Source organism: Pseudomonas sp. 01L34, assembly GCF_056400265.1.
The window spans coordinates 216,016-239,590 of sequence record NZ_JBFTSX010000001.1; the positions used below are offsets into that span (position 1 = coordinate 216,016).

A 23,575-nucleotide genomic window follows, 5' to 3' on the forward strand; every position below is an offset into this window, starting at 1 on the left:
CATGAAACGACATCTGTTGCTGGGCGCGGTGGTGCTGATCGGGCTGACTGGCTATGCCTCGGACCTGTTCGCTGATGATAAAGAGGCGCTGAAGGCGTTTGACACAGTACAGAAGGTGTTCCAGAGCCCGCGCTGTCAGAACTGCCATATCCCGGGCGATTCGCCTTTACAGTTCGACGCCGGCAATCCTCACGCGATGAGGGTGGTTCGCGGGATGGATGGCAAAGGGGCGGCCGGTCTGCCGTGTGCCAGTTGCCATGCCGACAGCAATCCGCCCGCCAGTTATGGGCCTCACACACCGCCTGGAGCGCCGCATTGGAGCCTGCCGCCAGCCGCGCACAAAATGGCCTGGATCGGCCTGCCGCCCGACAGGTTGTGCGCAATGATCAAGGATCGTTCCAGTAATGGCGATCGTGATTTTGCGGCACTGATCAAACATGTCAGCGAGGACAAACTGGTGCTCTGGGGCTGGCATCCAGGTGAGGGACGGACGCCGGTGCCGGTGCCCCACGACATTTTCGTCACCCAGTTCAAACTCTGGGCGGACGCTGGAGGGCCGTGTCCGGTGGCGGGTAGCTGACCAGCGGCGCGTTTATAGGGAGTCAAACCGGGTGTGAACGACTCTAACGTTTATATCCATCAAGGGAGTGAGTAATGCTAACCCCAGACAAACCGCTCAAACCCGGCGTGGGCACGCCGAACGTCCTCGACGGCGCCGTGCAGGACCGCGATGTACTGCGCGACCTGGCGCGCAAGGCCGAGCAAGAACTGATGGGCGTGCAGATGGCGAGCATGGATGAGTTGACGCTGCTGTCCAATCGTCATGGCTTCGAGGCTCTGGCCCAATTGGCGCTGGAGGCTTGTCGGCAGTTGGGCCAACCTGCGACCCTGTTGTTTTTCGACCTTGACGACTTCAAGCGCATCAACCGGTTGTATGGGCGTGCCGAGGGCGACAACGCCCTGAAAACCTTTGCCGACGTGCTGCGCATCGCTTTTCGTGAAAGCGATGTGATCGGTCGGCTGGGCAGCGATGAGTTTGCTGCCTTGTTGACCGGCGCCAACACGGTGGAGATTGCCGCGATCAGGGCGCGCCTCGAAGAAATACTCGATGAGCGTAATGCCACGGTGCATCGTGGCTATGACATTCGCTTCAGTGTCGGGCAGATCGAGTTTGATGCTCAGCTAACCCAAACGGCGCAAGATCTGCTGGCTCTGGTCGATAAGGCGTTGCGTGCCCGACAGTTCGAAGCTCGTCATTCTTGAATGGCGCCTTGCAAAACCGCTGCAACGTGCTCGGCCGTTCGTAACAGCCGACCATCCTCTCTGAACCTTCCGATCATCTGTAGCCCGACAGGCAACATGGCTTGGCCGGGCCTCAGCGGGATGTTCAGTTGCGGCCAGCCAAACGCCCCCCAGAACTTGATGAAATCCGACGGTCCGGTGCTTTCCAGGCCGACCGGCGCGACCATCCCGCAAGAGGCGCCGAGCATGGCGTCGAAGGGGCGGCAAAGCTCGCTCAAGCGTGGGGCCAGATTAGCCAGGCGCGCCTTGGCAGCGGATTCCTGTTGCCAGGTTGTGATTGCCGCCCGCTCGAACATGGCCAGGGTCGAAGGGCTCAATTGTGTTCGGTGTTGTTGAAACTCCTTTGCCAGCGAGCGGGCACCTTCGCAATCGTTAATCAACTGATGATCGTCGAACACACCGGCAAACTCATCCGGCAGCCGTACGTCGCTCACGTGATGGCCGGCGCTGCGCAACTGATCCACCGCCTGTTCCAGGGCAAGGACCACGTCGGGGTCCACTTGATCCCAGCGTGATGTGCGGCAGAACCCCAATTGCAGTGGACGCCGCTCGATGTCCGGCATCACAAACCCGGGAATCAACACGCGCGCTACCAGGTGCAGGTCGCGCACTGACTGGCCATACCAACCCACGGTGTCGAAGCTCGGCGCCAACGGTTTTACCCCTTCCAGCGACACCAGGCCCAGCGACGGTTTGAAGGCGAAGAGGCCGCAGTAGGATGCCGGCTTGAGCAACGAGCCAGCGGTCTGGGTGCCCAGCGCCAGGGCAAAGAACCCTGCAGCCATCCCGGCCGCCGAGCCAGCGCTGGAGCTGCCCGGCGTTCGCGTAAGGTCGTGGGGATTGCGGGTTGGACCGGTGTGCATGTACGCAAACTCGGTGGTATGGGTCTTGCCCATGATCAGCGCCCCGGCCTGGCGCAGCAGCGTCACGACGTGGGCGTCCCGGGAGGGTTGATGGTCGGTATAGATGGGTGAATAGAACTGCGTGGGGTGGGTCGCAGTGTCGAAAATGTCCTTGATACCCACGGGGACGCCGGCCAGCAGACCCTGGCCGTTGTGCTGCGCCGCATCGGCGCGGACCTGCCGGGCGTCGAACGAGACAAAAGCCTGGATATCCGGCTCTCGCGCCTGAATGCGTTGAAGAAAGGTTTCGACGACGATGGCAGCGGTGGTCTCGCCATTGACCACCGCTTCACTGAGGGTGGTGGCGTCAAGGGGCAGGCGGATCATTTGGCGAACAACTGATTGATATTTTTGAACGCCTTGAACTCCAGAGCATTGCCGCAGGGATCGAAAAGAAACATCGTGGCTTGTTCGCCCACCAATCCCTGAAACCGGATGCCCGGCTCGATCACGAAGTGTGTACCCAGGGCTTTCAGGCGTTCGGCCAGCGCCTCCCATTCTTCCATCGGCAATACCACACCGAAATGCGGCACCGGTACGTCGTGGCCGTCCACGGCGTTGGTATGGGCGGCTTCCTGGGAAGCATTTTTCGGGGCCAGATGAATCACCAGTTGATGGCCGAAAAAGTTGAAATCGACCCAGTGATCGCTGGAGCGACCTTCTTCCAGGCCGAACACTTCACCATAGAAACGCCGGGTAGCGTCCAGATCGTAAACCGGGATGGCCAAATGAAAAGGGGACAGTTGCATCGGATGTGCCTCGACGGGTTGAGCGTTGAGGCTGAGTTTAGTCCTGTGCTTTTTGATTAAAAGACGATAATTTTTGCAGCGAGCTCAAATTATTTCGATCAATTGGGGGCCGTATGCTGCGGGAACTGAAAACCTTCATTGCCGTGACGCGCCATGGCACGTTCGCAGCGGCAGGCATGCACATCGGCCTGACTCAGTCGGCGGTCAGCGCGCAGATCCGCAATCTGGAGCAGGCGTTGGGCATCCGTCTGTTCGATCGCACCGGGCGTCAGGCGCTCCTCAATGCCGCAGGGCAGCGAGCGTTGCCGATGGCTCAGGAAATGCTCGAGATCTTCAGTCGCATGGCCGTCAGTGATGACATCAGCGAGTTTCGTGGCGAATTGAAGATCGGCGCGGTGGCCACCGTCCAGACCGGTTTGTTGCCACGGGCGCTGTTGCGACTCAGGCAACAGGCGCCATTGCTGGAGGCGAAACTGGTGCCGGGGGTATCCCTGAACCTGCTGAGCCAGGTGGACACTGGCGAAGTGGACCTGGCGATTCTGATCAAGCCGCCGTTCGAACTGCCCAAGGAATTATCGGTGCAAGTCATTCGCCGGGAGCCGTTTGTGCTGATCGTGCCGGCCGACCTTGAGGGGGATGACCCGCTGCAGTTACTCGCCAGCCATCCCCACGTACGCTACGACCGCAATTCATTCGGTGGGCGATTGGTGACGCGTTTTTTGCGCGAGCAGCAGATTGATGTACAGGTGGCTCTGGAGCTGGATGAGCTGGAAGCCATTGTCAAGATGGTGGAATGCGGGCTGGGTGTTTCGCTATTGCCCGAGGCGGGGCTGTGGCTTGAGCATGGGGCGAAGGTCAGGATCATCCCGCTGGGAGAGCTGACGTTCTACCGGGAGATCGTGCTGTTGCAGCGTTATAGCCAGCGTACACAGCCGATCCAGCAGTTGTTTGCTCAGTGTTTGTTGTGAAGATCGTTTGAATTTGAGGGCACAAAAAACCCGCCTGAAGAGGCGGGTTTTTTAACGGCTAACCGAAGATCACTCTTCGATGTTGCCCATGGCGGTGGTGTTGAAGCCGCCGTCTACGTACATGATTTCGCCGCTGATGCCGGACGCCAGGTCCGAGCACAGGAAGGCGCCGGCGTTGCCGACTTCTTCGATGGTGACGTTACGACGCAGCGGGGTTTGCGCTTCGTTGGCGGCCAGCATTTTGCGGAAGTTCTTGATGCCGGAAGCGGCGAGGGTGCGGATCGGGCCAGCCGATACGCAGTTGACGCGGGTGCCGTCCGGGCCCAGGGAGCCGGCCAGGTAACGTACGCCAGCTTCCAGGGAAGCCTTGGCCATGCCCATTACGTTGTAGTTCGGCATGGTGCGCTCGGCGCCCAGGTACGACAGGGTCAGCAGGCTGCCATTGCGGCCTTTCATCATTTCGCGACCAGCCTTGGCCAGGGCCACGAAGCTGTAGGCGCTGATGTCGTGAGCGATGCGGAAACCTTCACGGGTGGTGGCTTCGGTGAAGTCGCCGTCCAGTTGGTCGCCCGGGGCGAAGCCGACGGAGTGCACGATGCAGTCCAGGCCGTCCCACTTCTTGCTCAACTCTTCGAAGACCTTGGCGATTTCGGCATCGCTGGCCACGTCGCACGGGAAGCACAGCTCAGGGCTCGAACCCCAGCCCTGTGCGAATTCTTCGACACGACCCTTGAGTTTGTCGTTCTGATAAGTGAAGGCAAGCTCAGCGCCCTCGCGATGCATGGCGGCAGCGATGCCGGATGCGATGGACAGCTTGCTGGCGACACCGACGATCAGTACGCGCTTACCGGCGAGAAAACCCATGTGTTGCTCCTCTCTTTCAGGTTTATTGCGCAGTGGCTGGTGCCAGAAAAGCGGCTTCCAGCAACTGCTGTGTATACGGATGTTGGGGGGCGGCAAAGATACTTTGCGCGTCTCCCTGTTCGACCACTTGGCCATGCTTGACCACCATCAGCTGGTGGCTCAGCGCTTTGACGACAGCCAGGTCATGGCTGATAAACAAATACGTCAGGTTGTACTTGGTTTGCAGTGAACGTAGCAGCTCCACCACTTGGCGTTGCACGGTGCGGTCGAGGGCCGAAGTCGGCTCGTCCAGCAGAATCAACGCCGGTTTTAGCACTAAAGCCCGGGCAATGGCGATTCTCTGCCGCTGCCCACCGGAAAATTCATGGGGGTAGCGGTGCCGGGTTTCCGGGTCCAGGCCTACCTCCTTGAGTGCCGCAATAATCGCTTGTTCCTGCTCGGCCTCGGTGCCCATCTTGTGGATCCGCAGGCCTTCGCCGACGATCTGGCTCACGCACATCCGTGGGCTCAGGCTGCCGAAAGGGTCCTGGAACACCACCTGCATTTCCCGCCGCAGCGGCCGAACCTGTTGCTGCGTCAGGCAGTCTAGCTGCTTGCCTTCAAAACGGATTGCCCCTTTGCTGCCGATCAGCCGCAAAATCGCCAAACCGAGCGTCGACTTGCCGGAACCGCTTTCTCCCACAATCCCCAGAGTCTGTCCCTGGGGCAGGCTGAAATTGATGCCGTCCACCGCCTTGATGTGGTCGACGGTCTTTTTCAGAAAGCCTTTCTTGATCGGGAACCAGACTTTCAGGTCCTCGACCTGCAGCAATGGCGGGCCAATTACATTGGTCGCAGGCTTGCCGCTGGGCTCCGCTGCCAGCAGTTCCCGGGTGTACGGATGCTGCGGCGCGCGGAACAATTCTTCGCACGATGCCTGTTCGACGATGCAACCGCGCTGCATGACACATACGCGATGCGCAATTCTTCGTACAAGGTTCAAATCGTGACTGATCAGTAACAGCGCCATGCCCAGGCGGGCCTGCAATTCCTTGAGCAATTCGAGGATTTTCAGCTGAACAGTCACGTCCAGAGCGGTGGTCGGTTCGTCGGCGATCAGCAGTTCCGGCTCGTTGGCCAGGGCCATGGCGATCATGACCCGCTGGCGCTGGCCACCGGACAATTCGTGGGGCAGGGCCTTGAGACGCTTCTCGGGTTCCGGGATGCCGACCATCTCCAGCAGCTCCAGCGTGCGCCTGGTCGCGACTTTGCCGATCAGGCCCTTGTGGATGCCCAATACCTCGTTGATCTGCTTCTCGATCGAGTGCAGTGGGTTGAGCGAGGTCATCGGCTCTTGAAAGATCATCGCGATCCGGTTGCCGCGGATGTGGCGGATGGTTTTCTCTTTCAGCTCCAACAAGTTCCGGTCGGAATAGGTGATGGTGCCGGACGGATGCCGGGCCAGCGGATAGGGCAGCAGCCGCAGGATCGAGTGGGCGGTCACCGACTTGCCGGAGCCGCTTTCACCCACCAGCGCCAGGGTTTCGCCGCGCTTGATGTCGAAGCTGACGCCTTCGACCACCCGCTGAACGTGCTCGCCAACGACAAATTCGACGGCCAGGTCGCGCACTTCGATCAGATTGTCCTGATTCATTTCACTTCCTCGGGTCGAAGGCATCGCGAGCGGACTCGCCGATGAATACCAGCAGACTCAACATCAACGCCAGCACCGCAAACGCACTCATACCGAGCCACGGCGCTTGCAGGTTGGATTTGCCCTGGGCCACCAACTCACCCAGCGACGGGGCGCCCGGCGGCAAACCGAAGCCGAGGAAGTCGAGGGCGGTCAGCGTACCGATGGCGCCGGTCAGGATGAACGGCATGAAGGTCATGGTCGAGACCATGGCGTTGGGCAAAATGTGGCGGAACATGATCGCACCATTCTGCATGCCCAGCGCCCGGGCCGCGCGCACGTATTCCAGATTCCGCCCGCGCAGGAACTCCGCGCGCACCACATCCACCAGGCTCATCCACGAAAACAGCAACATGATCCCCAGCAGCCACCAGAAGTTCGGCTGCACGAAACTGGCGAGGATGATCAGCAGGTACAGCACCGGCAGCCCGGACCAGATCTCCAGGAAACGCTGCCCGGCCAGGTCGACCCAGCCGCCATAAAAGCCTTGCAAGGCGCCGGCGATCACGCCGATGATCGAGCTGAGAATGGTCAGCGTCAAAGCGAACAGCACCGAAATCCGGAAACCGTAAATCACCCGGGCCAACACGTCGCGGCCCTGGTCATCGGTGCCCAGCAGGTTGTCGGCGGACGGCGGCGCGGGGGCCGGGACTTTCAGGTCGTAGTTGATGCTCTGGTAGCTGTAGGGGATTGGCGCCCACACCACCCAGGCCTCCTTGGCCTTGAGCAGTTCGCGGATGTAGGGGCTCTTGTAGTTGGCTTCCAGCGGGAATTCGCCGCCGAACGCGGTTTCCGGATAGCGCTTGAGCGCCGGGAAGTACCAGGCGTTGTCGTAATGCACCACCAGCGGTTTGTCGTTGGCGATCAGCTCGGCGCCGAGGCTTGCGCCGAACAGAATCAGAAACAGCCACAACGACCACCAGCCTCGCTTGTTGGCCTTGAACAGCTCGAAACGTCGGCGATTGAGAGGGGACAGGTTCATCTCAATGCTCCCTGCTTTCGAAATCGATGCGCGGATCGACAAGGGTGTACGTGAGGTCGCCGATCAGCTTGAGCACCAGCCCCAGCAGCGTGAAGATGAACAGCGTGCCGAAGACGATCGGGTAGTCGCGGTTGATCGCTGCTTCGAAACTCATCAGGCCGAGGCCGTCGAGGGAGAAGATCACTTCCACCAGCAATGAGCCGGTGAAGAAGATCCCGATGAGCGCTGAAGGGAAGCCGGCGATCACCAACAGCATCGCGTTGCGAAACACGTGGCCGTAGAGCACGCGGTGACGGGTCAGGCCCTTGGCTTTGGCGGTGACCACGTATTGCTTGTTGATTTCGTCGAGGAAGCTGTTTTTGGTCAGCAGCGTCATGGTCGCGAAGTGGCCGATCACCAGTGCAGTGACCGGCAGAGCCAGGTGCCAGAAATAATCGAGGATCTTGCCGCCGGTGCTGAGCTCATCAAAGTTGTTCGAGGTCAGGCCCCGTAGCGGGAACCAGTCGAAATAGCTGCCGCCGGCGAACACCACAATCAGCAGGATGGCGAACAGGAACGCCGGGATCGCGTAACCGACGATGATCGCCGAACTGGTCCACACATCGAAGTGGCTGCCGTGTCGCGTCGCCTTGGCGATCCCCAGCGGGATCGACACCAGGTACATGATCAGCGTGCTCCACAGCCCGAGGGAGATCGACACCGGCATCTTTTCCTTGATCAGGTCGATGACCTTGGCGTCGCGGAAGAAGCTGTCGCCGAAATCCAGGGTGGCGTAGTTCTTGATCATGATCCACAAACGTTCCGGCGCCGATTTGTCGAAGCCGTACATGTGCTCGATTTCCTTGACCAGCGCCGGGTCCAGGCCCTGGGCGCCGCGATAGGCGGAACCTGCCACCGACACTTCGGCTCCGCCGCCGGCAATGCGGCTGGTGGCGCCTTCGAAGCCTTCGAGTTTGGCGATCATCTGTTCCACCGGCCCACCGGGGGCGGCCTGGATGATCACGAAGTTGATCAGCAAAATGCCAAACAGGGTCGGGATGATCAGCAGCAGTCGCCGAAAAATATACGCCAGCATCTGATTACTCCGTGCCCGCAGGGTCGGCTTGCAGTTTTGTTTCGACTTCTATCGCAGGTGTCGCGTCGGGTTTGACCCACCAGGTATTGATGCCGATGTCATATTTGGGTGAAACCTTCGGGTGGCCGATGTGGTTCCAGTACGCCACGCGCCAGGTCTTGATGTGCCAGTTGGGGATCACGTAATAGCCCCATTGCAGCACCCGGTCCAGCGCCCGGGCGTGGGCCACCAGGCTTTTGCGCGAATCGGCGTTGATCAGTTGCTCGACCAGTTGGTCCACCACTGGGTCTTTAAGGCCCATGGAGTTGCGGCTGCCGGGTTTGTCGGCGGCGGCGGTCATCCAGAACTCGCGCTGTTCGTTACCCGGCGAGTTGGATTGCGGGAAACTGCCGACGATCATGTCGAAGTCCCGGGAGCGTACGCGGTTGATGTACTGCGAGACGTCGACCCGACGGATCACCAGATCGATGCCCAGGTCGCTGAGGTTGCGCTTGAACGGCAGCAGCACCCGCTCGAACTCGGTCTGGGCCAGCAGGAACTCGATGCTCACCGGTTTGCCGGTGGCGTCGACCATCTTGTCGTCGACGATCCGCCAGCCGGCCTCTTGCAGCAGTTGATAGGCTTTGCGCTGCTGGGTGCGGATCATGCCGCTGGCGTCGGTCAGCGGGTTCTGGAACGCCTCGCTGAACACTTGCTCGGGAATCTTGCCGCGGAACGGGTCGAGAATCGCCAGTTGATCGGCGTCCGGCAGGCCGGTGGCGGCCATTTCCGAGTTTTCGAAGTAACTGCGGGTACGCACGTAGGCGCCGTTGAACAGTTGCTTGTTAGTCCACTCGAAGTCCAGCAACAGGGTCAGCGCCTGGCGCACGCGCACATCCTGGAACACCGGACGACGCAGGTTGAACACGAAGCCTTGCATGCCGGTGGGGTTGCCGTTGGGGATTTCTTCCTTGATCAGCCGCCCTTCGGTCACCGCCGGAATGTTGTAGGCCTTGGCCCAGTTTTTCGCGGATATTTCCAGCCAGTAGTCGAACTGACCGGCCTTGAGTGCTTCCAGTGCGACGGTGTTGTCGCGGTAATAGTCAGTGGTCATCACATCGAAGTTGTAGAACCCGCGATTGACTGGCAGGTCCTTGCCCCAGTAATCCTTGACCCGTTCATAGCGCACGGAGCGCCCGGCCTTCACTTCGCTGACTTTGTACGGGCCGCTGCCCAGCGGTAGCTCCAGGTTGCCCTTGTTGAAGTCGCGGGTGGCCCACCAATGCTTGGGCAATACCGGCAATTGGCCGAGGATCAGCGGCAGTTCGCGGTTGTTGGTGTGCTTGAACTTGAACAGCACGGTGAGCGGGTCTTCGGCGATCGCTTCTTCCACGTCGCTGTAATAGCCGCGGTAGAGCGGGGCGCCGTCCTTGATCAGGGTCTGGAAGCTGAACACCACGTCTTCGGCGCGCACCGGGTGGCCGTCGTGAAAACGAGCTTCGGGACGCAGGTAGAAGCGCACCCAGCTGTTGTCCGGGGCTTTCTCGATTTTGCCGGCGATCAGGCCGTATTCAGTGAAGGGTTCATCCAGACCCTGCTTGGCCAGGGTGTCGTAGATCATGCTGATGTCGTCGGCCGGCACGCCTTTGCTGATGAACGGATTGAGGCTGTCGAAGCCACCGAACCCGGCCTGACGGAAGATTCCGCCCTTCGGCGCGTCGGGGTTTACGTAATCGAAGTGCTTGAAGTCGGCCGGGTATTTCGGCGGCTCGTTGTACAGGGTCAAGGCGTGTTGCGGGGCGGCGCAGGCCAGCCCGGCGAACAACAGACCGCTGGCCTGCAAGAGCAGGGCGCGTAAGGGAGTCATTGATCTTTCTCCGAAGATTTCAGCCACCAAGCGCTCAGGCCCAGGGTGTAGGGCGGCGTGGTGACGAAGGCGAACCGGTTGCGGTAGGCCAAGCGGTGATAATTGAGGTACCAGTTGGGAATGATGTAGTGCTGCCATAGCAGCACCCGGTCGAGCGCCTTGCCGGCGGCGACTTGTTCATCCCGGGTCTGGGCGCCGAGCAGTTGTTCGAGCAAATGGTCGACCACCGGGTCGGCGATGCCTGCGTAGTTCTTGCTGCCCTTGATCCCGACCTGGCTGGAGTGGAAGTACTGCCATTGTTCCAGGCCCGGGCTGAGGGTCTGGTTGAGGGTCATCAGGATCATGTCGAAATCGAATTGATCGAGGCGCTGTTTGTACTGGGCGCGATCGACCGTGCGCAGCCGTGCGTCGATACCGATGCTGGCGAGGTTCTCGACGTAAGGCTGAAGGATCCGCTCCAGGTTCGGGTTGACCAGCAGGATCTCGAAGCGTAGCGGTTGGCCGATGCTGTTCTGCAGCCGCTGGCCATTGAGCTTCCAGCCGGCTTCGGCGAGCAGGCCCAAGGCCTTGCGCATGGTTTCGCGCGGAATGCCGCGGCCTTCGGTCTGCGGCAGGCTGAACGGCTCGGTGAGCAGCTTGGCGGGCAACTGATCGCGATAGGGCTTGAGCAACAGCCACTCGTGGCCGACCGGCAGTCCCGTGGCAGAGAACTCGCTGTTGGGGTAGTAACTCATGGCGCGTGTGTAGGCGCCGCTGAACAGCGTGCGGTTGGTCCACTCGAAATCGAACATCAGTCCCAGCGCTTCACGGACCTTGATCTGGGCGAAGGTCGACCGCCGAGTGTTCATGAACAGGCCCTGGCTCTGGGTCGGGATCTGGTGCGGGATCTGCGCCTTGATCACCTCGCCACGGCGCACGGCCGGGAAGTCGTAGCCGTTGTCCCAGTTTTTCGCCTGATGCTCGATGTAGATGTCGAACTCGCCGGCCTTGAACGCTTCGAAGGCCACGTCGCTGTCACGGTAGAACTCGACTTCCATGCGATCGACGTTGTATTTGCCGCGATTGACCGGCAGGTCCTTGCCCCAGTAATCCTTGACCCGTTCGAAGACGATCTGCCGCCCGGGGGTTACCGAAGTGATGCGATACGGCCCACTGCCCAATGGCGGCTCGAAGGTGGTGGCCTTGAAGTCGCGATCTTTCCAGTAATGCTGGGGCAACACCGGCAACTCGCCCAGGCGCAGGATCAGCAACGGATTACCGGAGCGCTTGAAGACGAAGCGAATGCGCTGCGGGTTGAGGATGTCGACCCGCGACACTTCCTGCAGGTTGGTGCGGTATTGCGGATGACCTTCCTTGAGCAGCAGACGGTAAGAAAACGCGACATCGTAAGCGGTGATCGGCGTGCCATCGTGGAAGCGCGCTTCGGGGCGCAGGTTGAACACCACCCAGCTGCGGTCTTCGCTGTATTCCACCGATTGGGCGATCAGGCCATAACTGGACGTCGGCTCATCGCCCGACGGCGCGTACTGGCCGGTGCCGACCATCAGCGGTTCGTTGAGTTCGTTGATGCCGTATTGCAGGAAGTTGGGCGTGGAAACCGGGCTCGAACCTTTGAAGGTGTAAGGGTTGAGCGTATCGAAGGTGCCAAACGCCATCACCCGCAACGTACCGCCCTTGGGCGCTTGCGGGTTGACCCAGTCGAAGTGGGTAAATCTGGCCGGGTACTTGAGCGTGCCGAACTGCGCATAACCGTGGCTTTCGCTGATCGTCGCGCTTGCGGGGGAGCTCAAGGCCAGGCTGATCAGGAGCAGGAGGAGGGGACGCTTCAAGTCAGAGATCCGATCCAGGCGGCTTGGGCTTTGTGGGCCGTACAGTAACAGCTTGTATCGACAGGAAAAAGACGGGGCTTAATGTGCGATTAATTGTTAGGGGATTGGCCTGCAAGCGCGATACCTGTGGCGAGGGGGCTTGCCCCCGTTCGGCTGCGAAGCAGTCGTGAAACCGGTGCGCTGTCTGTCAGAAGAAACCCGTTGCAGGTTGAGGGGGCTGCTTCGCATCCCAACGGGGGCAAGCCCCCTCGCCACAAAAGCCCCTAGACGGGGCGTGCTGTTTAATGCGGGGAAGAAACCGTCAGCATCTGACCCGGTTTCAGCGCCTGGCCTACCCGAGGGTTCCAGCGCTTGAGGTGTTGCATTTCGACATTGAAACGTTTGGCAACCATGTACAACGAGTCACCTTGCTGGACCTTGTACTGGGTCTGCGGCTTCTGTTTGTCTGACTTGCCGCTGGTTTTGCTGTTCGCCGCCACGACAGTGTTGATGCGACCGCCGCTGCGCTTGGTGGTGTCCTGCATCACAAGGGTCTGGCCGACCTTGAGGTTCTTGCCGTTCAGCTTGTTCCAGCGTTGCAGGTCCTTGACGTCAACCTTGTTGGCCCTGGCAATGGAGGCCAGATTTTCTCCGCGCTTGACCCGGTAGGCGCGCTTGATGCTGGCGATTTCGTTGTCGTCGGCACCTTCGAACACCGGCTTGAGCGGCCGCTGGCTGATCAGCTCTTCAGGACGCATGGTCGACAGGCTGGCAGTCAGCAGTTGCGCCTTGGACGTCGGCACCAGCAGATGCTGGGGACCGTCGATGGTAGTGCGTTGCTTGAAGGCCGGGTTGAGCTGGAACAGTTCGTCTTCGTCGATGTTGGCCACCGCGGCAACCTTGGACAGGTCCATGCGCTGGTTGATTTCGACGACCTGGAAGTACGGTTCGTTGGCGATCGACTTGAGGTTCACGCCATAGGCATCGGGCGCCAACACAACTTGCGACAGAGCCAGCAGCTTCGGCACATAGGCCTGGGTTTCCGCTGGCAGCGGCAGGTTCCAATAGTCGGTTGGAAGACCGAGTTTCTCGTTGCGCTCGATGGCCCGGCTGACCGTGCCTTCGCCGGCGTTGTAGGCCGCCAGGGCCAATAGCCAGTCACCGTTGAACATGTCGTGCAGGCGGGTCAGGTAATCCATGGCCGCGGTGGTCGAGGCGGTGATATCGCGACGGCCATCATAGAAACGGGTTTGACGCAGGTTGAAGTAACGCCCGGTGGAAGGAATGAATTGCCAAAGGCCCACCGCGTCGGCCCGGGAATAGGCCATCGGGTTGTAGGCGCTTTCAATCACTGGCAACAGCGCCAGTTCCAGCGGCATGTTGCGCTCTTCAAGGCGTTCGACGATGTAGTGAATATAGAGGCTGCCGCGTTCGCCGGCGTTTTCGAGGAAGGACGGGTTGCTGGCGAACCACAGGCGCTGCTGCTCGATGCGCGGGTTGACGCCCAGGTTGTCCTGCAACTGGAAGCCCTGGCGCATGCGCTCCCAGACGTCCTGGGGAACTTGCGGTGTTGGTTTTTCGCTGAGCCAGATTGGTTTTTGCTTGGCTCGCGCTGCGATATTCGGTGTGTGTGTCGCTTCGGTCTGCGGCACATGGCTTGAACAGCCCGCCAAAGTGGCGGACACAGCCACCGCGATGGCTTGAGCCAAGCGGGTCAATGCGTCTGAATTGGTGGCTTTACGAATAGGTGACGACATTGGCTGGAAGTAAGTTCCGGGCGAAAATGTCGGGCGATTCTAGAAAGCACACCCCCTGCGGTCAACCATTCAGAATTTTTATACCATTGCGCAGGCAGCTTAGAACGTATCTTTCCAAGCCCGCAATGCAGCAAAGACCGCACTCGGAGCCCGGTTTTCGGTTCCATTCCGTTCGTCCACTTTTTCTTTAACGGATGTTTCGCCGGTACGCAAAAACGGATTGGTGAGCTTTTCCAGCGCCAGGGTCGAAGGCAGCGTCATGATTCCGGCTTCCCGTTGACGGGTGACTTTGGCCAGTCGTTCGAGGGTGTCGGGATTGCCCGGTTCGACCGCCACGGCAAACTTCAGATTGCTCAGGGTGTACTCGTGGGTGCAGTAGACCAGCGTGTCTTCGGGAAGCGCCGCGAGGCGGCTCAGCGAGTGATGCATTTGCTCGGGCGTGCCTTCGAACAAGCGTCCGCAACCGGCAGCGAACAGGGTGTCGCCGCAAAACAGATGACCGCGGTGGTAATAGGCGATATGCCCCAGGGTATGGCCCGGTACTGTGATGACATCGAAGTCCCAGCCCAGCACGTTGATCCGGTCGCTGTCCTTGAGGGCCACGTCCCGTGCCGGGATGGTCTCGCTGGCCGGGCCATGGACGGTTGCGTCTGTCGCTTTTTTCAGCCGCTCGACGCCGCCGACATGGTCATGATGGTGATGAGTGATCAGAATATCGCTTAGCACCCAACCCGGGTGCGCCGCGAGCCACGCCTCTACGGGCGCGGCATCGCCCGGATCGACTACGGCGCAGCGCTGGGTGCTGTGGTCTTGTAACAACCAGATGTAGTTGTCGGTGAAGGCGGGCAGGGCACTGATCTGTATCATCGTCGGATTCGCCAAGCGGAAAACATTGGCGCATCTTAGAGCTTCCTGGCGCGTTGGAGAATGCAATGACCGATAAAGCGTTCGCTCAGGCTGATCCTGACTGGCTGGCATTGATCAGCGCGGCCCGTGACTGGCTGTCCGGTCCCATCGGGCAATTTTTGCTGGACGAAGAACGACGCATGCTCGAAGACGAGTTGGGGCGTTTCTTCGGCGGCTATCTGGTGCATTACGGCCCCTCGGCACAGACGCCACCGGCGGCGCCGCAGGTGCAGCGCAATGTGCGACTCGGCGCGCCGTTGCCGGGGGTCGAGATCGTCTGCGAAGAGCAGGCCTGGCCCTTGAGCGAGCATGCCGCCGATGTGGTGGTGTTGCAGCATGGGCTGGATTTCTGCCTGTCGCCACACGGCTTGTTGCGCGAAGCGGCGAGCAGTGTGCGCCCTGGCGGGCATCTGCTGATTATCGGGATCAACCCCTGGAGCAGTTGGGGCCTGCGTCATGTGTTCGCCCATGACGCCTTGCGCAAGGCGCGCTGCATTTCGCCGTCGCGGGTCAGCGACTGGCTGAACCTGCTGGGCTTCGCGCTGGAGAAACGCCGCTTCGGGTGCTATCGTCCGCCGCTTGCGTCACCTGCCTGGCAAGCTCGTCTGGCCGGTTGGGAGCGCAAGGCCGGTGACTGGCAATTGTCGGGTGGCGGCTTCTATTTATTAGTCGCGCGCAAGATCGTGGTGGGGCTGCGGCCGGTGCGCCAGGTACGGCGCGAGCCGATGGGCAAGCTGATTCCGTTGCCGATGGCCAAGGTCAATCGTCGTCACATCGAACCGTAATACACTTTTTTATATTCCCGGCCGGGTATGCCCCGGCCTCGGGCATCGTCGGTCACCGATCGGCGAGCCAGCGCATTTTCTGGATAGATTGGCATGAGCGATAGCGTAGAACTCTTCACCGATGGCGCCTGCAAGGGCAACCCTGGCCCAGGCGGCTGGGGCGCGTTGCTGGTGTGCAAGGGCGTTGAAAAAGAACTCTGGGGCGGCGAAGCCAACACCACCAACAACCGCATGGAGCTGATGGGGGCGATCCGTGGCCTGGAAGAGCTCAAGCGTTCTTGCGACGTGCTGCTGGTGACCGACTCCCAGTACGTGATGAAAGGCATCAACGAGTGGATGGCCAACTGGAAGAAACGCGGCTGGAAAACCGCCGCGAAGGAACCAGTGAAAAACGCCGACCTGTGGAAACTGCTCGACGAGCAGGTCAACCGCCACAACGTCACCTGGAAATGGGTGCGTGGGCACATCGGCCATCATGGCAACGAACGGGCCGACCAACTGGCCAACCGTGGCGTGGATGAAGTGCGCGGGTACAAACAGGCTTGATTCCGGCGTAACACGGTCTATCTGAAAGACCCCCGCGAGCGTGTTAACATCGCCGCTTTTGCACGATTGACCCGTTGAGAGCTGAGCACTGATGGCCACCAGATCCGTTGTACTCGATACCGAAACCACCGGCATGCCGGTGACCGACGGCCACCGGATTATCGAAATCGGTTGTGTCGAGTTGATCGGTCGGCGCCTGACCGGCCGGCATTTCCACGTTTACCTGCAACCGGATCGCGAGAGTGACGAAGGCGCCATCGGCGTCCACGGCATCACTAACGAATTTCTGGTGGGCAAGCCGCGTTTCACTGAAGTGGCCGATGAATTTTTCGAGTTCATCAAGGGCGCACAGCTGATCATCCATAACGCGGCGTTCGACGTTGGCTTCATCAACAACGAATTTGCCCTGATGGGCCAGCACGATCGCGCGGACATCACACAACACTGCACGATCCTCGACACCCTGATAATGGCCCGGGAACGTCACCCGGGGCAGCGCAACAGCCTCGACGCCTTGTGCAAACGCTATGGCGTCGACAACTCCGGCCGTGAACTGCACGGCGCCTTGCTCGACTCCGAGATTCTCGCCGACGTTTACCTGACCATGACCGGCGGCCAGACCAGCCTGTCGCTGGCCGGTAACGCGTCCGATGGCAACGGTTCGGGCGAAGGCGCCGATAATTCCGCCACGGAAATCCGTCGTCTGCCGGCCGATCGTCAGCCGACCCGGATCATCCGCGCCAGTGAAGAGGATCTGGCCCAACACGTTGCGCGTCTGGAAGCCATTGCCAAATCCGCCGGCGCGCCGTCGCTGTGGCAGCAATTGGCCGAGGCCAAGGCCCAGGCCTGAGTCCCTTGTGGTGAGGGGGCTTGCCCCCGTTGGGGCGCGAAGCGGCCCCGGATTTTTTCAAATTCACCGCGTTGGCAGGATTTACGACTGCTGCGCAGCCGAACGGTGGCAAGCCCTCTCGCCACAGAAAAACCTGTCCCTTCAAAATCTCCATTACAAAAATCCTCTCTCATCCGGGGTGTCAGGCCACATATTGGTGCGTCAGCCGACCCGCCACGGGGCATCCCCCTCGCCACATGCGCTCCAACCCTCTACCCTGAGGTGATTGGCAGGCCACGGTCTGCTGCCTCAGGACGCCGAGCCTCATGTATAAAGATTTGAAATTCCCGGTCCTGATCGTCCACCGCGACATCAAGGCCGACACCGTTGCCGGTGATCGTGTGCGTGGCATTGCCCGGGAGCTGGAGCAGGAAGGTTTCAGTATCGTTTCGGCGGTCGATTACACCGAGGGGCGTCTGGTCGCCTCGACCCATCACGGCCTTGCCTGCATGTTGATTGCCGCCGAAGACGCCAGCACTCACGCGCATCTTCTGCACAACATGGCCGAACTGATTCGCCTGGCGCGGGTTCGGGCGCCGGAGCTGCCGATTTTCGCCCTGGGCGAGCAAGTCACCCTGGAAAACGCCCCGGCCGACGCCATGGCCGAGCTCAATCAGCTGCGCGGCATTCTCTATTTGTTCGAAGATACCGTGCCATTCCTTGCCCGTCAGGTTGCCCGCGCGGCGCGCAAGTACCTGGACGGCCTGTTGCCGCCGTTCTTCAAGGCGCTGGTGCAGCACACCGCAGACTCCAATTATTCCTGGCACACGCCGGGGCATGGCGGCGGCGTGGCGTATCACAAGAGCCCGGTAGGGCAGGCGTTTCACCAGTTTTTCGGGGAAAATACCCTGCGTTCGGATTTGTCGGTGTCGGTGCCGGAACTCGGTTCGCTGCTCGATCACACTGGCCCGCTGGCTGAGGCGGAAGCGCGAGCGGCTCGCAACTTCGGCGCCGATCACACCTTTTTCGTGATCAATGGCACCTCGACCGCCAACAAGATCGTCTGGCATTCCATGGTGGCACGCGATGATCTGGTGCTGGTGGATCGCAACTGCCACAAGTCAGTGTTGCACGCGATCATCATGACCGGCGCGATTCCGCTGTACCTGTGCCCGGAGCGCAATGAGCTGGGGATCATTGGCCCGATTCCGTTGAGTGAGTTCAGCCGCGAATCAATCCAGGCCAAGATCGACGCGAGCCCACTGACCCAGGGCCGCGAGCCCAAGGTCAAGTTGGCGGTGGTGACCAACTCGACTTATGACGGCCTTTGTTACAACGCCGAACTGATCAAACAGAGCCTGGGCAACAGCGTCGAGGTGCTGCATTTCGACGAGGCCTGGTTCGCCTACGCGGCATTCCACGAGTTCTTCGCCGGCCGTTATGGCATGGGCACGTCCCGCAGCGAAGACAGCCCCTTGGTGTTCACCACTCACTCCACACACAAACTGCTGGCGGCGTTCAGCCAGGCCTCGATGATTCACGTGCAGGACGGCGGTGCACGGCAGCTGGATCGTGACCGTTTCAACGAAGCGTTCATGATGCACATCTCGACCTCGCCGCAGTACAGCATCATCGCCTCGCTGGATGTGGCCTCGGCGATGATGGAAGGGCCGGCCGGTCGTTCGTTGCTACAGGAAATGTTCGACGAAGCGCTGAGTTTTCGCCGGGCGCTGGCCAATCTGCGCCAGCATATCGCCGCCGATGACTGGTGGTTTTCCATCTGGCAGCCGCCCTCGGTCGAAGCCATCGAGCAGGTGGCCGCCGAAGACTGGCTGCTGCAACCCGACGCCGATTGGCACGGCTTTGGCGGCGTGACTGACGACTATGTGCTGCTCGATCCGATCAAGGTCACGCTGGTGATGCCGGGGCTGACGGCGGGCGGCGCGCTGAGTGCGCGGGGGATTCCGGCGGCGGTAGTCAGCAAGTTCCTCTGGGAACGCGGGCTGGTCGTGGAAAAGACCGGGCTGTATTCATTCCTGGTGCTGTTCTCGATGGGCATTACCAAGGGCAAATGGAGCACGCTGCTGACCGAGTTACTGGAGTTCAAGCGCAGCTACGACGCCAACGTCAGCCTGGCCACCTGCCTGCCGTGCGTGGCGCAACAGAACATGGCCCGTTATCAAGGCATGGGGTTGCGCGATCTGTGCGATCAATTGCACGCCTGTTATCGCAGCAACGCCACGGCCAAACACCTCAAACGCATGTACACGGTGTTGCCGGAAGTCGCGATGAAGCCAGCGGACGCCTATGATCAATTGGTACGCGGGGAAGTGGAGGCCGTTTCGATCGATGCCCTGGACGGGCGGATCGCGGCAGTGATGCTGGTGCCATACCCGCCGGGGATCCCGTTGATCATGCCCGGTGAGCGTTTCACCGAGTCGACCCGCTCGATCATCGATTACCTGAAATTTGCCCGGGCGTTCGACAGCAGCTTCCCCGGGTTTGTCGCCGATGTGCATGGCTTGCAACATGAAGACGAGGGCAATGGACGGCACTACACCGTCGATTGCATCAAGGAATGAGGACCTTTGCGAGTATGCAGCCCGTCATGAATCCCAAATACCCGGGCCTCTCGGTGCGTGTCGCCGATGAGGGTTTTGCGGCTTATATCTGGGGCAGTGATTTCAGTTTTGAAGTCGCCGCCTATGGCGCAGCAGAAATCGGCAAGCCGGTGGCGCAGTGGCCGGTGACGCCAATCACCCCGTATCGCAAGTGCTACGGCATCGATCCCGAAGAGTTCAGCAGCTTTCGCGACGCCGCCGACAGTGCGATTTTCATGGCCTATCTGGATGATGAGCCGGTGGGCCACCTGGTGGTCAGCACCAACTGGAACGGTTTCGCCCATATCGATGAATTGGCGGTGCATGCACCGGCGCGTCGCCATGGCGTGGCCAAGGCGTTGCTGGACGTAGCGCAGTTCTGGAGCCGCAAGAAAAAGCTGCCGGGCATCATGCTGGAAACCCAGAACAATAATCTTGGGGCCTGCCGGCTGTATGAACGCTGTGGCTACGTGGTTGGCGGGATCGATCATCTGCGTTATCGCGGGATCGACCCGAACACCGCTGAAGTCGCATTGTTCTGGTATCGATTGTTCGATAACCCGCTGGAAAAACCGATCAGCTCGCCAGCATCGCCACGGCTTGTTCCGTGATGATGTCCAGCAGCGTCTGAACCGCCGGAGAGGGCTCGGCGTTTTTCAGGCGCAGGGCGTAGACGCTGACCGGTACCGCAGGCGCCAGCGGGCAGGCATCGAGCCCGGCCGATTTGGCGCCGAGGGCGGTAAATGGATCGACAATCGCCAGGCCTTCACCGGCCTCGACCATGCTGCGCATCATTTGATGCGTCTGCACCCGGGTCTGGATGACCGGGGCAGGGCGCAGCGCATGCAGCTTGTTGTCCAGCGCCGGACTGAGCGGGTCGTGACCTTCCAGGCCGACCATTGACTGGCCGGCCAAGTCTTGCAGGGAAATGTACTTTTGTTTCGGTTGCAGCCAGCCATGGGGTGCCAATAGCTGGAGCTTGCCCTGGGCGATGACCTGGCAATCGATATCGGCATGGTCCGGGTCGTGCAGGCTCAGGCCCAGATCGCTTTCGCGCAGCAGCAGGCTTCTGACAATCTCGCGGGTTGGCTGGCTCAACAGGGTGCAAGGTGCGTCGGGGAGACGCCGGCGCAAGGCGGCGATGCTTTGTGGCAACAGTTGTTGCGCCAGCGGCGGGGTGCAGATGATTCGCAGGGGCGGGGCCAGATATTGCTTGAGGCTGCTGGCCAGTCGCTGGACCGGCTCAAGGGCCTCGTAGACGCGGGCGATCTCGACCTGCAACTCCCGCGCCTCGCGCGTGGCTTGCAGACGGCCACGCACGCTGGCAAACAGCATGAAACCCAACTGATCCTCGGCATCGCGCAACGTGCGTTCAACCTCGGTCACGGGCAACTGCAACCATTCGGCGGCGGTGCCCAGGTGACCGGTCTGCAGGAGCGCCTGGATCACTTCGATATGACGTAAACGCATGCGTGAAGTCCATGTTCAGCAGGTGAGGGAGTCAGTGACTGAATCCTAACTCAAGTGCGCGCATATGACTTCTGCTCATAACAGCGGGTTATGAAGCGACGTTCGTTTCAGGTTCGCGAATGAGGGTGACACCGGTTTGCACCAGCACAAACGCGTTGTCGTCGAGTTTGTTGACCCGATCGCCAATGGCCAGTTTATAGGTGGTGACAGGCGCAGAGCCGGCGAGGCCGTCGTGCGACAGGGTGGATTCCTGGAACTCATGCACGGAATAAACACGGCCTTCCGCGTCTCTTGCATGGAACTGACCGACGAGTACTGCTGCCATCTGCTTAGAACCTCTGGAGATAAATCACTCAATTTGCGGTTCTGTAGACCGTGGTTGGGCGAGGTAAGTTTTCCTACAGGAAAAAAATAGTCAGGGGCGGCGATTTTCCGTCGCCCGCTGGTTGAATCGTCATTTGATCATCTATAACTAGAAGCTCTTTCCATCGAACAGTCGAGTATCTTCCATGAGCAACGTCTACGAGATCGCCGTTCTGGTCGGCAGCCTGAGAAAAGCATCGATCAACCGCAAGGTCGCGCTGGCGCTGGCCGAGCTGGCGCCTGCCAATCTGAAGCTGACGATCGTCGAAATCGGCGATTTGCCGCTGTACAACGAAGACATCGATGGCGATTCACCGCCGGCAGCCTACAGCACTTTCCGACAACAGGTGCGTTCATCCGACGCGGTGCTGTTCGTGACCCCGGAATACAACCGTTCGGTGCCGGCGCCGTTGAAGAATGCGATTGACGTCGGTTCGCGTCCCTATGGCCAGAGTGTCTGGGACGGCAAGCCGGGTGCGGTGATCAGCGCTTCACCGGGCGCCGTCGGCGGATTTGGCGCCAACCACAATGTGCGCCAGTCGATGGTGTTTCTCAATGTACCGTGCATGCAGCAGCCGGAAGCTTATCTGGGCGGCGCGGGTTCAGCGTTCGACGAGGCGGGCAAGTTGTCGGAGTCGCTCAAGCCGTTCCTGCAGAAATTCATCAATGCGTATGCGCAGTGGGTCGAGCAGCATAAAAAGCCATGACCGCTTCCTTTTAGCTCGTAGCGGCTGTCTCGCAGGCTCGGCAGCTGCTGCATCGGGCATTTCATCCCACCTTCACTTTACGGCCTATTCAAACCTCCCTATATTCCGCGCTTCGTTTTTTCCGTCGGGCTGGAACCGGGTTTATATGCTCATCGCATCGTTGATTTTTTTGCTGACCATCACCCTGGTGATCTGGCAACCCAAAGGCCTGGGCGTCGGCTGGAGTGCGGTATTCGGCGCGGTGCTGGCACTGCTGTCCGGGGTGGTGCACCTGAGCGATATTCCTCTGGTATGGCAGATCATCTGGAATGCCACTGGCACCTTCGTTGCGCTGATTATCATCAGCCTGCTGCTGGATGAGGCGGGATTCTTTGCCTGGGCCGCGTTGCATGTGGCCCGTTGGGGGCGGGGCAGCGGGCGCAAGCTCTTTGCTTATATGGTGCTGCTCGGCGCACTGGTCTCGGCGTTGTTCGCCAATGACGGCGCGGCGCTGATTCTTACGCCGATCGTGATTTCCATGCTGCTGGCGTTGCGTTTTTCCCCGGCGGCGACCCTGGCGTTCGTGATGGGGGCCGGTTTCATCGCCGACACCGCGAGCCTGCCGCTGGTGGTGTCGAACCTTGTGAACATTGTTTCGGCTGACTTCTTCAAGATCAGTTTCAACCGCTACGCCGCGGTGATGATCCCGGTCAATCTGGTAAGCGTGGCAGCGACCCTGGCGATGTTGATGGTGTTTTTCCGTCGCGACATCCCCCGTGATTACCATCCCGAGCAATTGGCAGACCCGGTCACCGCGATTCACGACACCGCAACGTTTTATGCCGGTTGGGTGGTGTTGGTGATTCTGCTGCTCGGCTGCTTTGCCCTTGAGCCGTTGGGCATTCCGATCAGCGCGATCTCCGCGGTGTGCGCTGCATTGCTGCTGGCCATTGCCGCCCGTGGCCACAAGATTTCCACGCGTAAGGTGATGAAAGAAGCGCCGTGGCAGATCGTGATTTTTTCCTTGGGGATGTACCTCGTGGTGTATGGCCTGCGCAACGCCGGGCTAACCGGGTATCTGGCCGGTTGGCTGGATGGCTTCGCCGGTTACGGCGTGTGGGGCGCGGCCATGGGCACCGGGGTGCTGACGGCGTTGCTGTCGTCGGTGATGAACAATCTGCCGACCGTGCTGATCGGCTTGCTCTCGATTGATGCCAGTCAGGCGACCGGCGTGGCGAAAGAGGCGATGATCTACGCCAACGTCATCGGCAGCGACCTGGGGCCGAAAATCACCCCGATCGGCAGTCTGGCGACCTTGCTGTGGCTGCATGTGCTGCAGCGCAAGAATATCCGGATTGGCTGGGGGTATTACTTCAAGGTCGGGGTTGTGCTGACGGTGCCGGTGTTGTTGGTGACGTTGGCGGCGTTGGCGTTGCGCTTGTCCATCTAGGTCGGTCCATTCACC

Annotated in this window: 22 protein-coding genes; 10 read left to right on the forward strand and 12 right to left on the reverse strand. The window is 60.4% G+C overall.

The window, feature by feature from the left end:
• Window position 1: 1 nt before the first annotated feature.
• Complete coding sequence (locus AC1DQM_RS01030; RefSeq protein WP_018929632.1) at window positions 2-580, forward strand: hypothetical protein; 579 nt, start codon at window positions 2-4, stop codon at window positions 578-580.
• A gap of 74 nt (window positions 581-654) precedes the next feature.
• Window positions 655-1,263 (forward strand): GGDEF domain-containing protein, encoded by a 609-nt coding sequence (locus AC1DQM_RS01035; RefSeq protein WP_028940450.1) that lies wholly within the window; start codon window positions 655-657, stop codon window positions 1,261-1,263.
• Here the strand turns inward: AC1DQM_RS01035 and AC1DQM_RS01040 are convergent.
• Together AC1DQM_RS01040 and AC1DQM_RS01045 are read right to left on the reverse strand one after the other, a co-directional pair.
• Window positions 1,254-2,531, reverse strand: a complete 1,278-nt coding sequence (locus AC1DQM_RS01040) for an amidase (RefSeq protein WP_477745690.1) — start codon at window positions 2,529-2,531, stop codon at window positions 1,254-1,256. The genes AC1DQM_RS01035 and AC1DQM_RS01040 overlap by 10 nt on opposite strands.
• Window positions 2,528-2,953, reverse strand: a complete 426-nt coding sequence (locus AC1DQM_RS01045; RefSeq protein ID WP_019579332.1) for a VOC family protein — start codon at window positions 2,951-2,953, stop codon at window positions 2,528-2,530. Before AC1DQM_RS01045 ends, AC1DQM_RS01040 begins: the two co-directional genes overlap by 4 nt.
• A gap of 113 nt (window positions 2,954-3,066) precedes the next feature.
• Here AC1DQM_RS01045 and AC1DQM_RS01050 point away from each other — a divergent pair, with 113 nt between their 5' ends.
• On the forward strand, window positions 3,067-3,921 hold the full coding sequence (locus AC1DQM_RS01050; RefSeq protein WP_018929628.1) for a LysR family transcriptional regulator: 855 nt from the start codon (window positions 3,067-3,069) through the stop codon (window positions 3,919-3,921).
• A gap of 69 nt (window positions 3,922-3,990) precedes the next feature.
• Here the strand turns inward: AC1DQM_RS01050 and fabI are convergent, their stop codons facing one another.
• From fabI to gloB, 8 genes are all read right to left on the reverse strand, one after another.
• The gene (fabI, locus tag AC1DQM_RS01055) at window positions 3,991-4,785 is read right to left on the reverse strand and encodes an enoyl-ACP reductase FabI (RefSeq protein ID WP_007937760.1); all 795 of its coding nucleotides are present in this window, start codon (window positions 4,783-4,785) and stop codon (window positions 3,991-3,993) included.
• 22 nt (window positions 4,786-4,807) lie between these two features.
• The gene (locus AC1DQM_RS01060) at window positions 4,808-6,418 is read right to left on the reverse strand and encodes an ABC transporter ATP-binding protein (RefSeq protein WP_477745691.1); all 1,611 of its coding nucleotides are present in this window, start codon (window positions 6,416-6,418) and stop codon (window positions 4,808-4,810) included.
• A gap of 1 nt (window position 6,419) precedes the next feature.
• Window positions 6,420-7,439, reverse strand: a complete 1,020-nt coding sequence (locus AC1DQM_RS01065; protein WP_477745692.1) for an ABC transporter permease — start codon at window positions 7,437-7,439, stop codon at window positions 6,420-6,422.
• Window position 7,440: 1 nt separating this feature from the next.
• Window positions 7,441-8,514: a microcin C ABC transporter permease YejB gene (locus tag AC1DQM_RS01070; RefSeq protein ID WP_018929626.1), complete on the reverse strand. Its 1,074-nt coding sequence runs from the start codon at window positions 8,512-8,514 to the stop codon at window positions 7,441-7,443.
• A 4-nt stretch (window positions 8,515-8,518) separates the two neighbouring features.
• Window positions 8,519-10,360 carry an extracellular solute-binding protein gene (locus AC1DQM_RS01075; protein WP_477745693.1) on the reverse strand — a complete coding sequence of 614 codons (1,842 nt, stop codon included), beginning with the start codon at window positions 10,358-10,360 and terminating at the stop codon, window positions 8,519-8,521.
• A complete protein-coding gene (locus tag AC1DQM_RS01080; protein ID WP_064618223.1) occupies window positions 10,357-12,189 on the reverse strand; it encodes an extracellular solute-binding protein in 1,833 nt (610 codons plus the stop codon). Before AC1DQM_RS01080 ends, AC1DQM_RS01075 begins: the two co-directional genes overlap by 4 nt.
• A gap of 281 nt (window positions 12,190-12,470) precedes the next feature.
• Window positions 12,471-13,925: a transglycosylase SLT domain-containing protein gene (locus AC1DQM_RS01085; RefSeq protein WP_018929623.1), complete on the reverse strand. Its 1,455-nt coding sequence runs from the start codon at window positions 13,923-13,925 to the stop codon at window positions 12,471-12,473.
• 99 nt (window positions 13,926-14,024) lie between these two features.
• A complete protein-coding gene (gloB, locus tag AC1DQM_RS01090) occupies window positions 14,025-14,792 on the reverse strand; it encodes a hydroxyacylglutathione hydrolase (RefSeq protein ID WP_018929622.1) in 768 nt (255 codons plus the stop codon).
• Between the two features lie 65 nt (window positions 14,793-14,857).
• Between gloB and AC1DQM_RS01095 the strand changes: the two genes are divergently transcribed.
• From AC1DQM_RS01095 to AC1DQM_RS01115, 5 genes are all read left to right on the forward strand, one after another.
• Window positions 14,858-15,616 (forward strand): methyltransferase domain-containing protein, encoded by a 759-nt coding sequence (locus AC1DQM_RS01095; protein WP_018929621.1) that lies wholly within the window; start codon window positions 14,858-14,860, stop codon window positions 15,614-15,616.
• A 93-nt stretch (window positions 15,617-15,709) separates the two neighbouring features.
• Window positions 15,710-16,162, forward strand: coding sequence for a ribonuclease HI (rnhA, locus tag AC1DQM_RS01100; RefSeq protein WP_003180633.1), 453 nt, complete (start codon window positions 15,710-15,712; stop codon window positions 16,160-16,162).
• 91 nt (window positions 16,163-16,253) lie between these two features.
• Window positions 16,254-17,012, forward strand: coding sequence for a DNA polymerase III subunit epsilon (dnaQ, locus tag AC1DQM_RS01105; RefSeq protein ID WP_007937771.1), 759 nt, complete (start codon window positions 16,254-16,256; stop codon window positions 17,010-17,012).
• A gap of 305 nt (window positions 17,013-17,317) precedes the next feature.
• A complete protein-coding gene (locus AC1DQM_RS01110; protein ID WP_064618221.1) occupies window positions 17,318-19,573 on the forward strand; it encodes an Orn/Lys/Arg family decarboxylase in 2,256 nt (751 codons plus the stop codon).
• Between the two features lie 14 nt (window positions 19,574-19,587).
• On the forward strand, window positions 19,588-20,202 hold the full coding sequence (locus tag AC1DQM_RS01115; RefSeq protein ID WP_007937773.1) for a GNAT family N-acetyltransferase: 615 nt from the start codon (window positions 19,588-19,590) through the stop codon (window positions 20,200-20,202).
• Here the strand turns inward: AC1DQM_RS01115 and AC1DQM_RS01120 are convergent.
• Window positions 20,168-21,061 carry a LysR substrate-binding domain-containing protein gene (locus AC1DQM_RS01120; protein ID WP_019579322.1) on the reverse strand — a complete coding sequence of 298 codons (894 nt, stop codon included), beginning with the start codon at window positions 21,059-21,061 and terminating at the stop codon, window positions 20,168-20,170. The genes AC1DQM_RS01115 and AC1DQM_RS01120 overlap by 35 nt on opposite strands.
• Window positions 21,062-21,149: 88 nt before the next feature.
• Window positions 21,150-21,386 (reverse strand): hypothetical protein, encoded by a 237-nt coding sequence (locus AC1DQM_RS01125; RefSeq protein WP_018929617.1) that lies wholly within the window; start codon window positions 21,384-21,386, stop codon window positions 21,150-21,152.
• A 184-nt stretch (window positions 21,387-21,570) separates the two neighbouring features.
• On the opposite strand from AC1DQM_RS01125, the gene AC1DQM_RS01130 reads away from it, so the two are divergent.
• Both AC1DQM_RS01130 and AC1DQM_RS01135 read left to right on the forward strand, forming a co-directional pair.
• Window positions 21,571-22,131 carry an NADPH-dependent FMN reductase gene (locus AC1DQM_RS01130; protein ID WP_018929616.1) on the forward strand — a complete coding sequence of 187 codons (561 nt, stop codon included), beginning with the start codon at window positions 21,571-21,573 and terminating at the stop codon, window positions 22,129-22,131.
• 145 nt (window positions 22,132-22,276) lie between these two features.
• A complete protein-coding gene (locus AC1DQM_RS01135; RefSeq protein ID WP_477745694.1) occupies window positions 22,277-23,560 on the forward strand; it encodes an arsenic transporter in 1,284 nt (427 codons plus the stop codon).
• The last annotated feature ends 15 nt before the right edge of the window (window positions 23,561-23,575 follow it).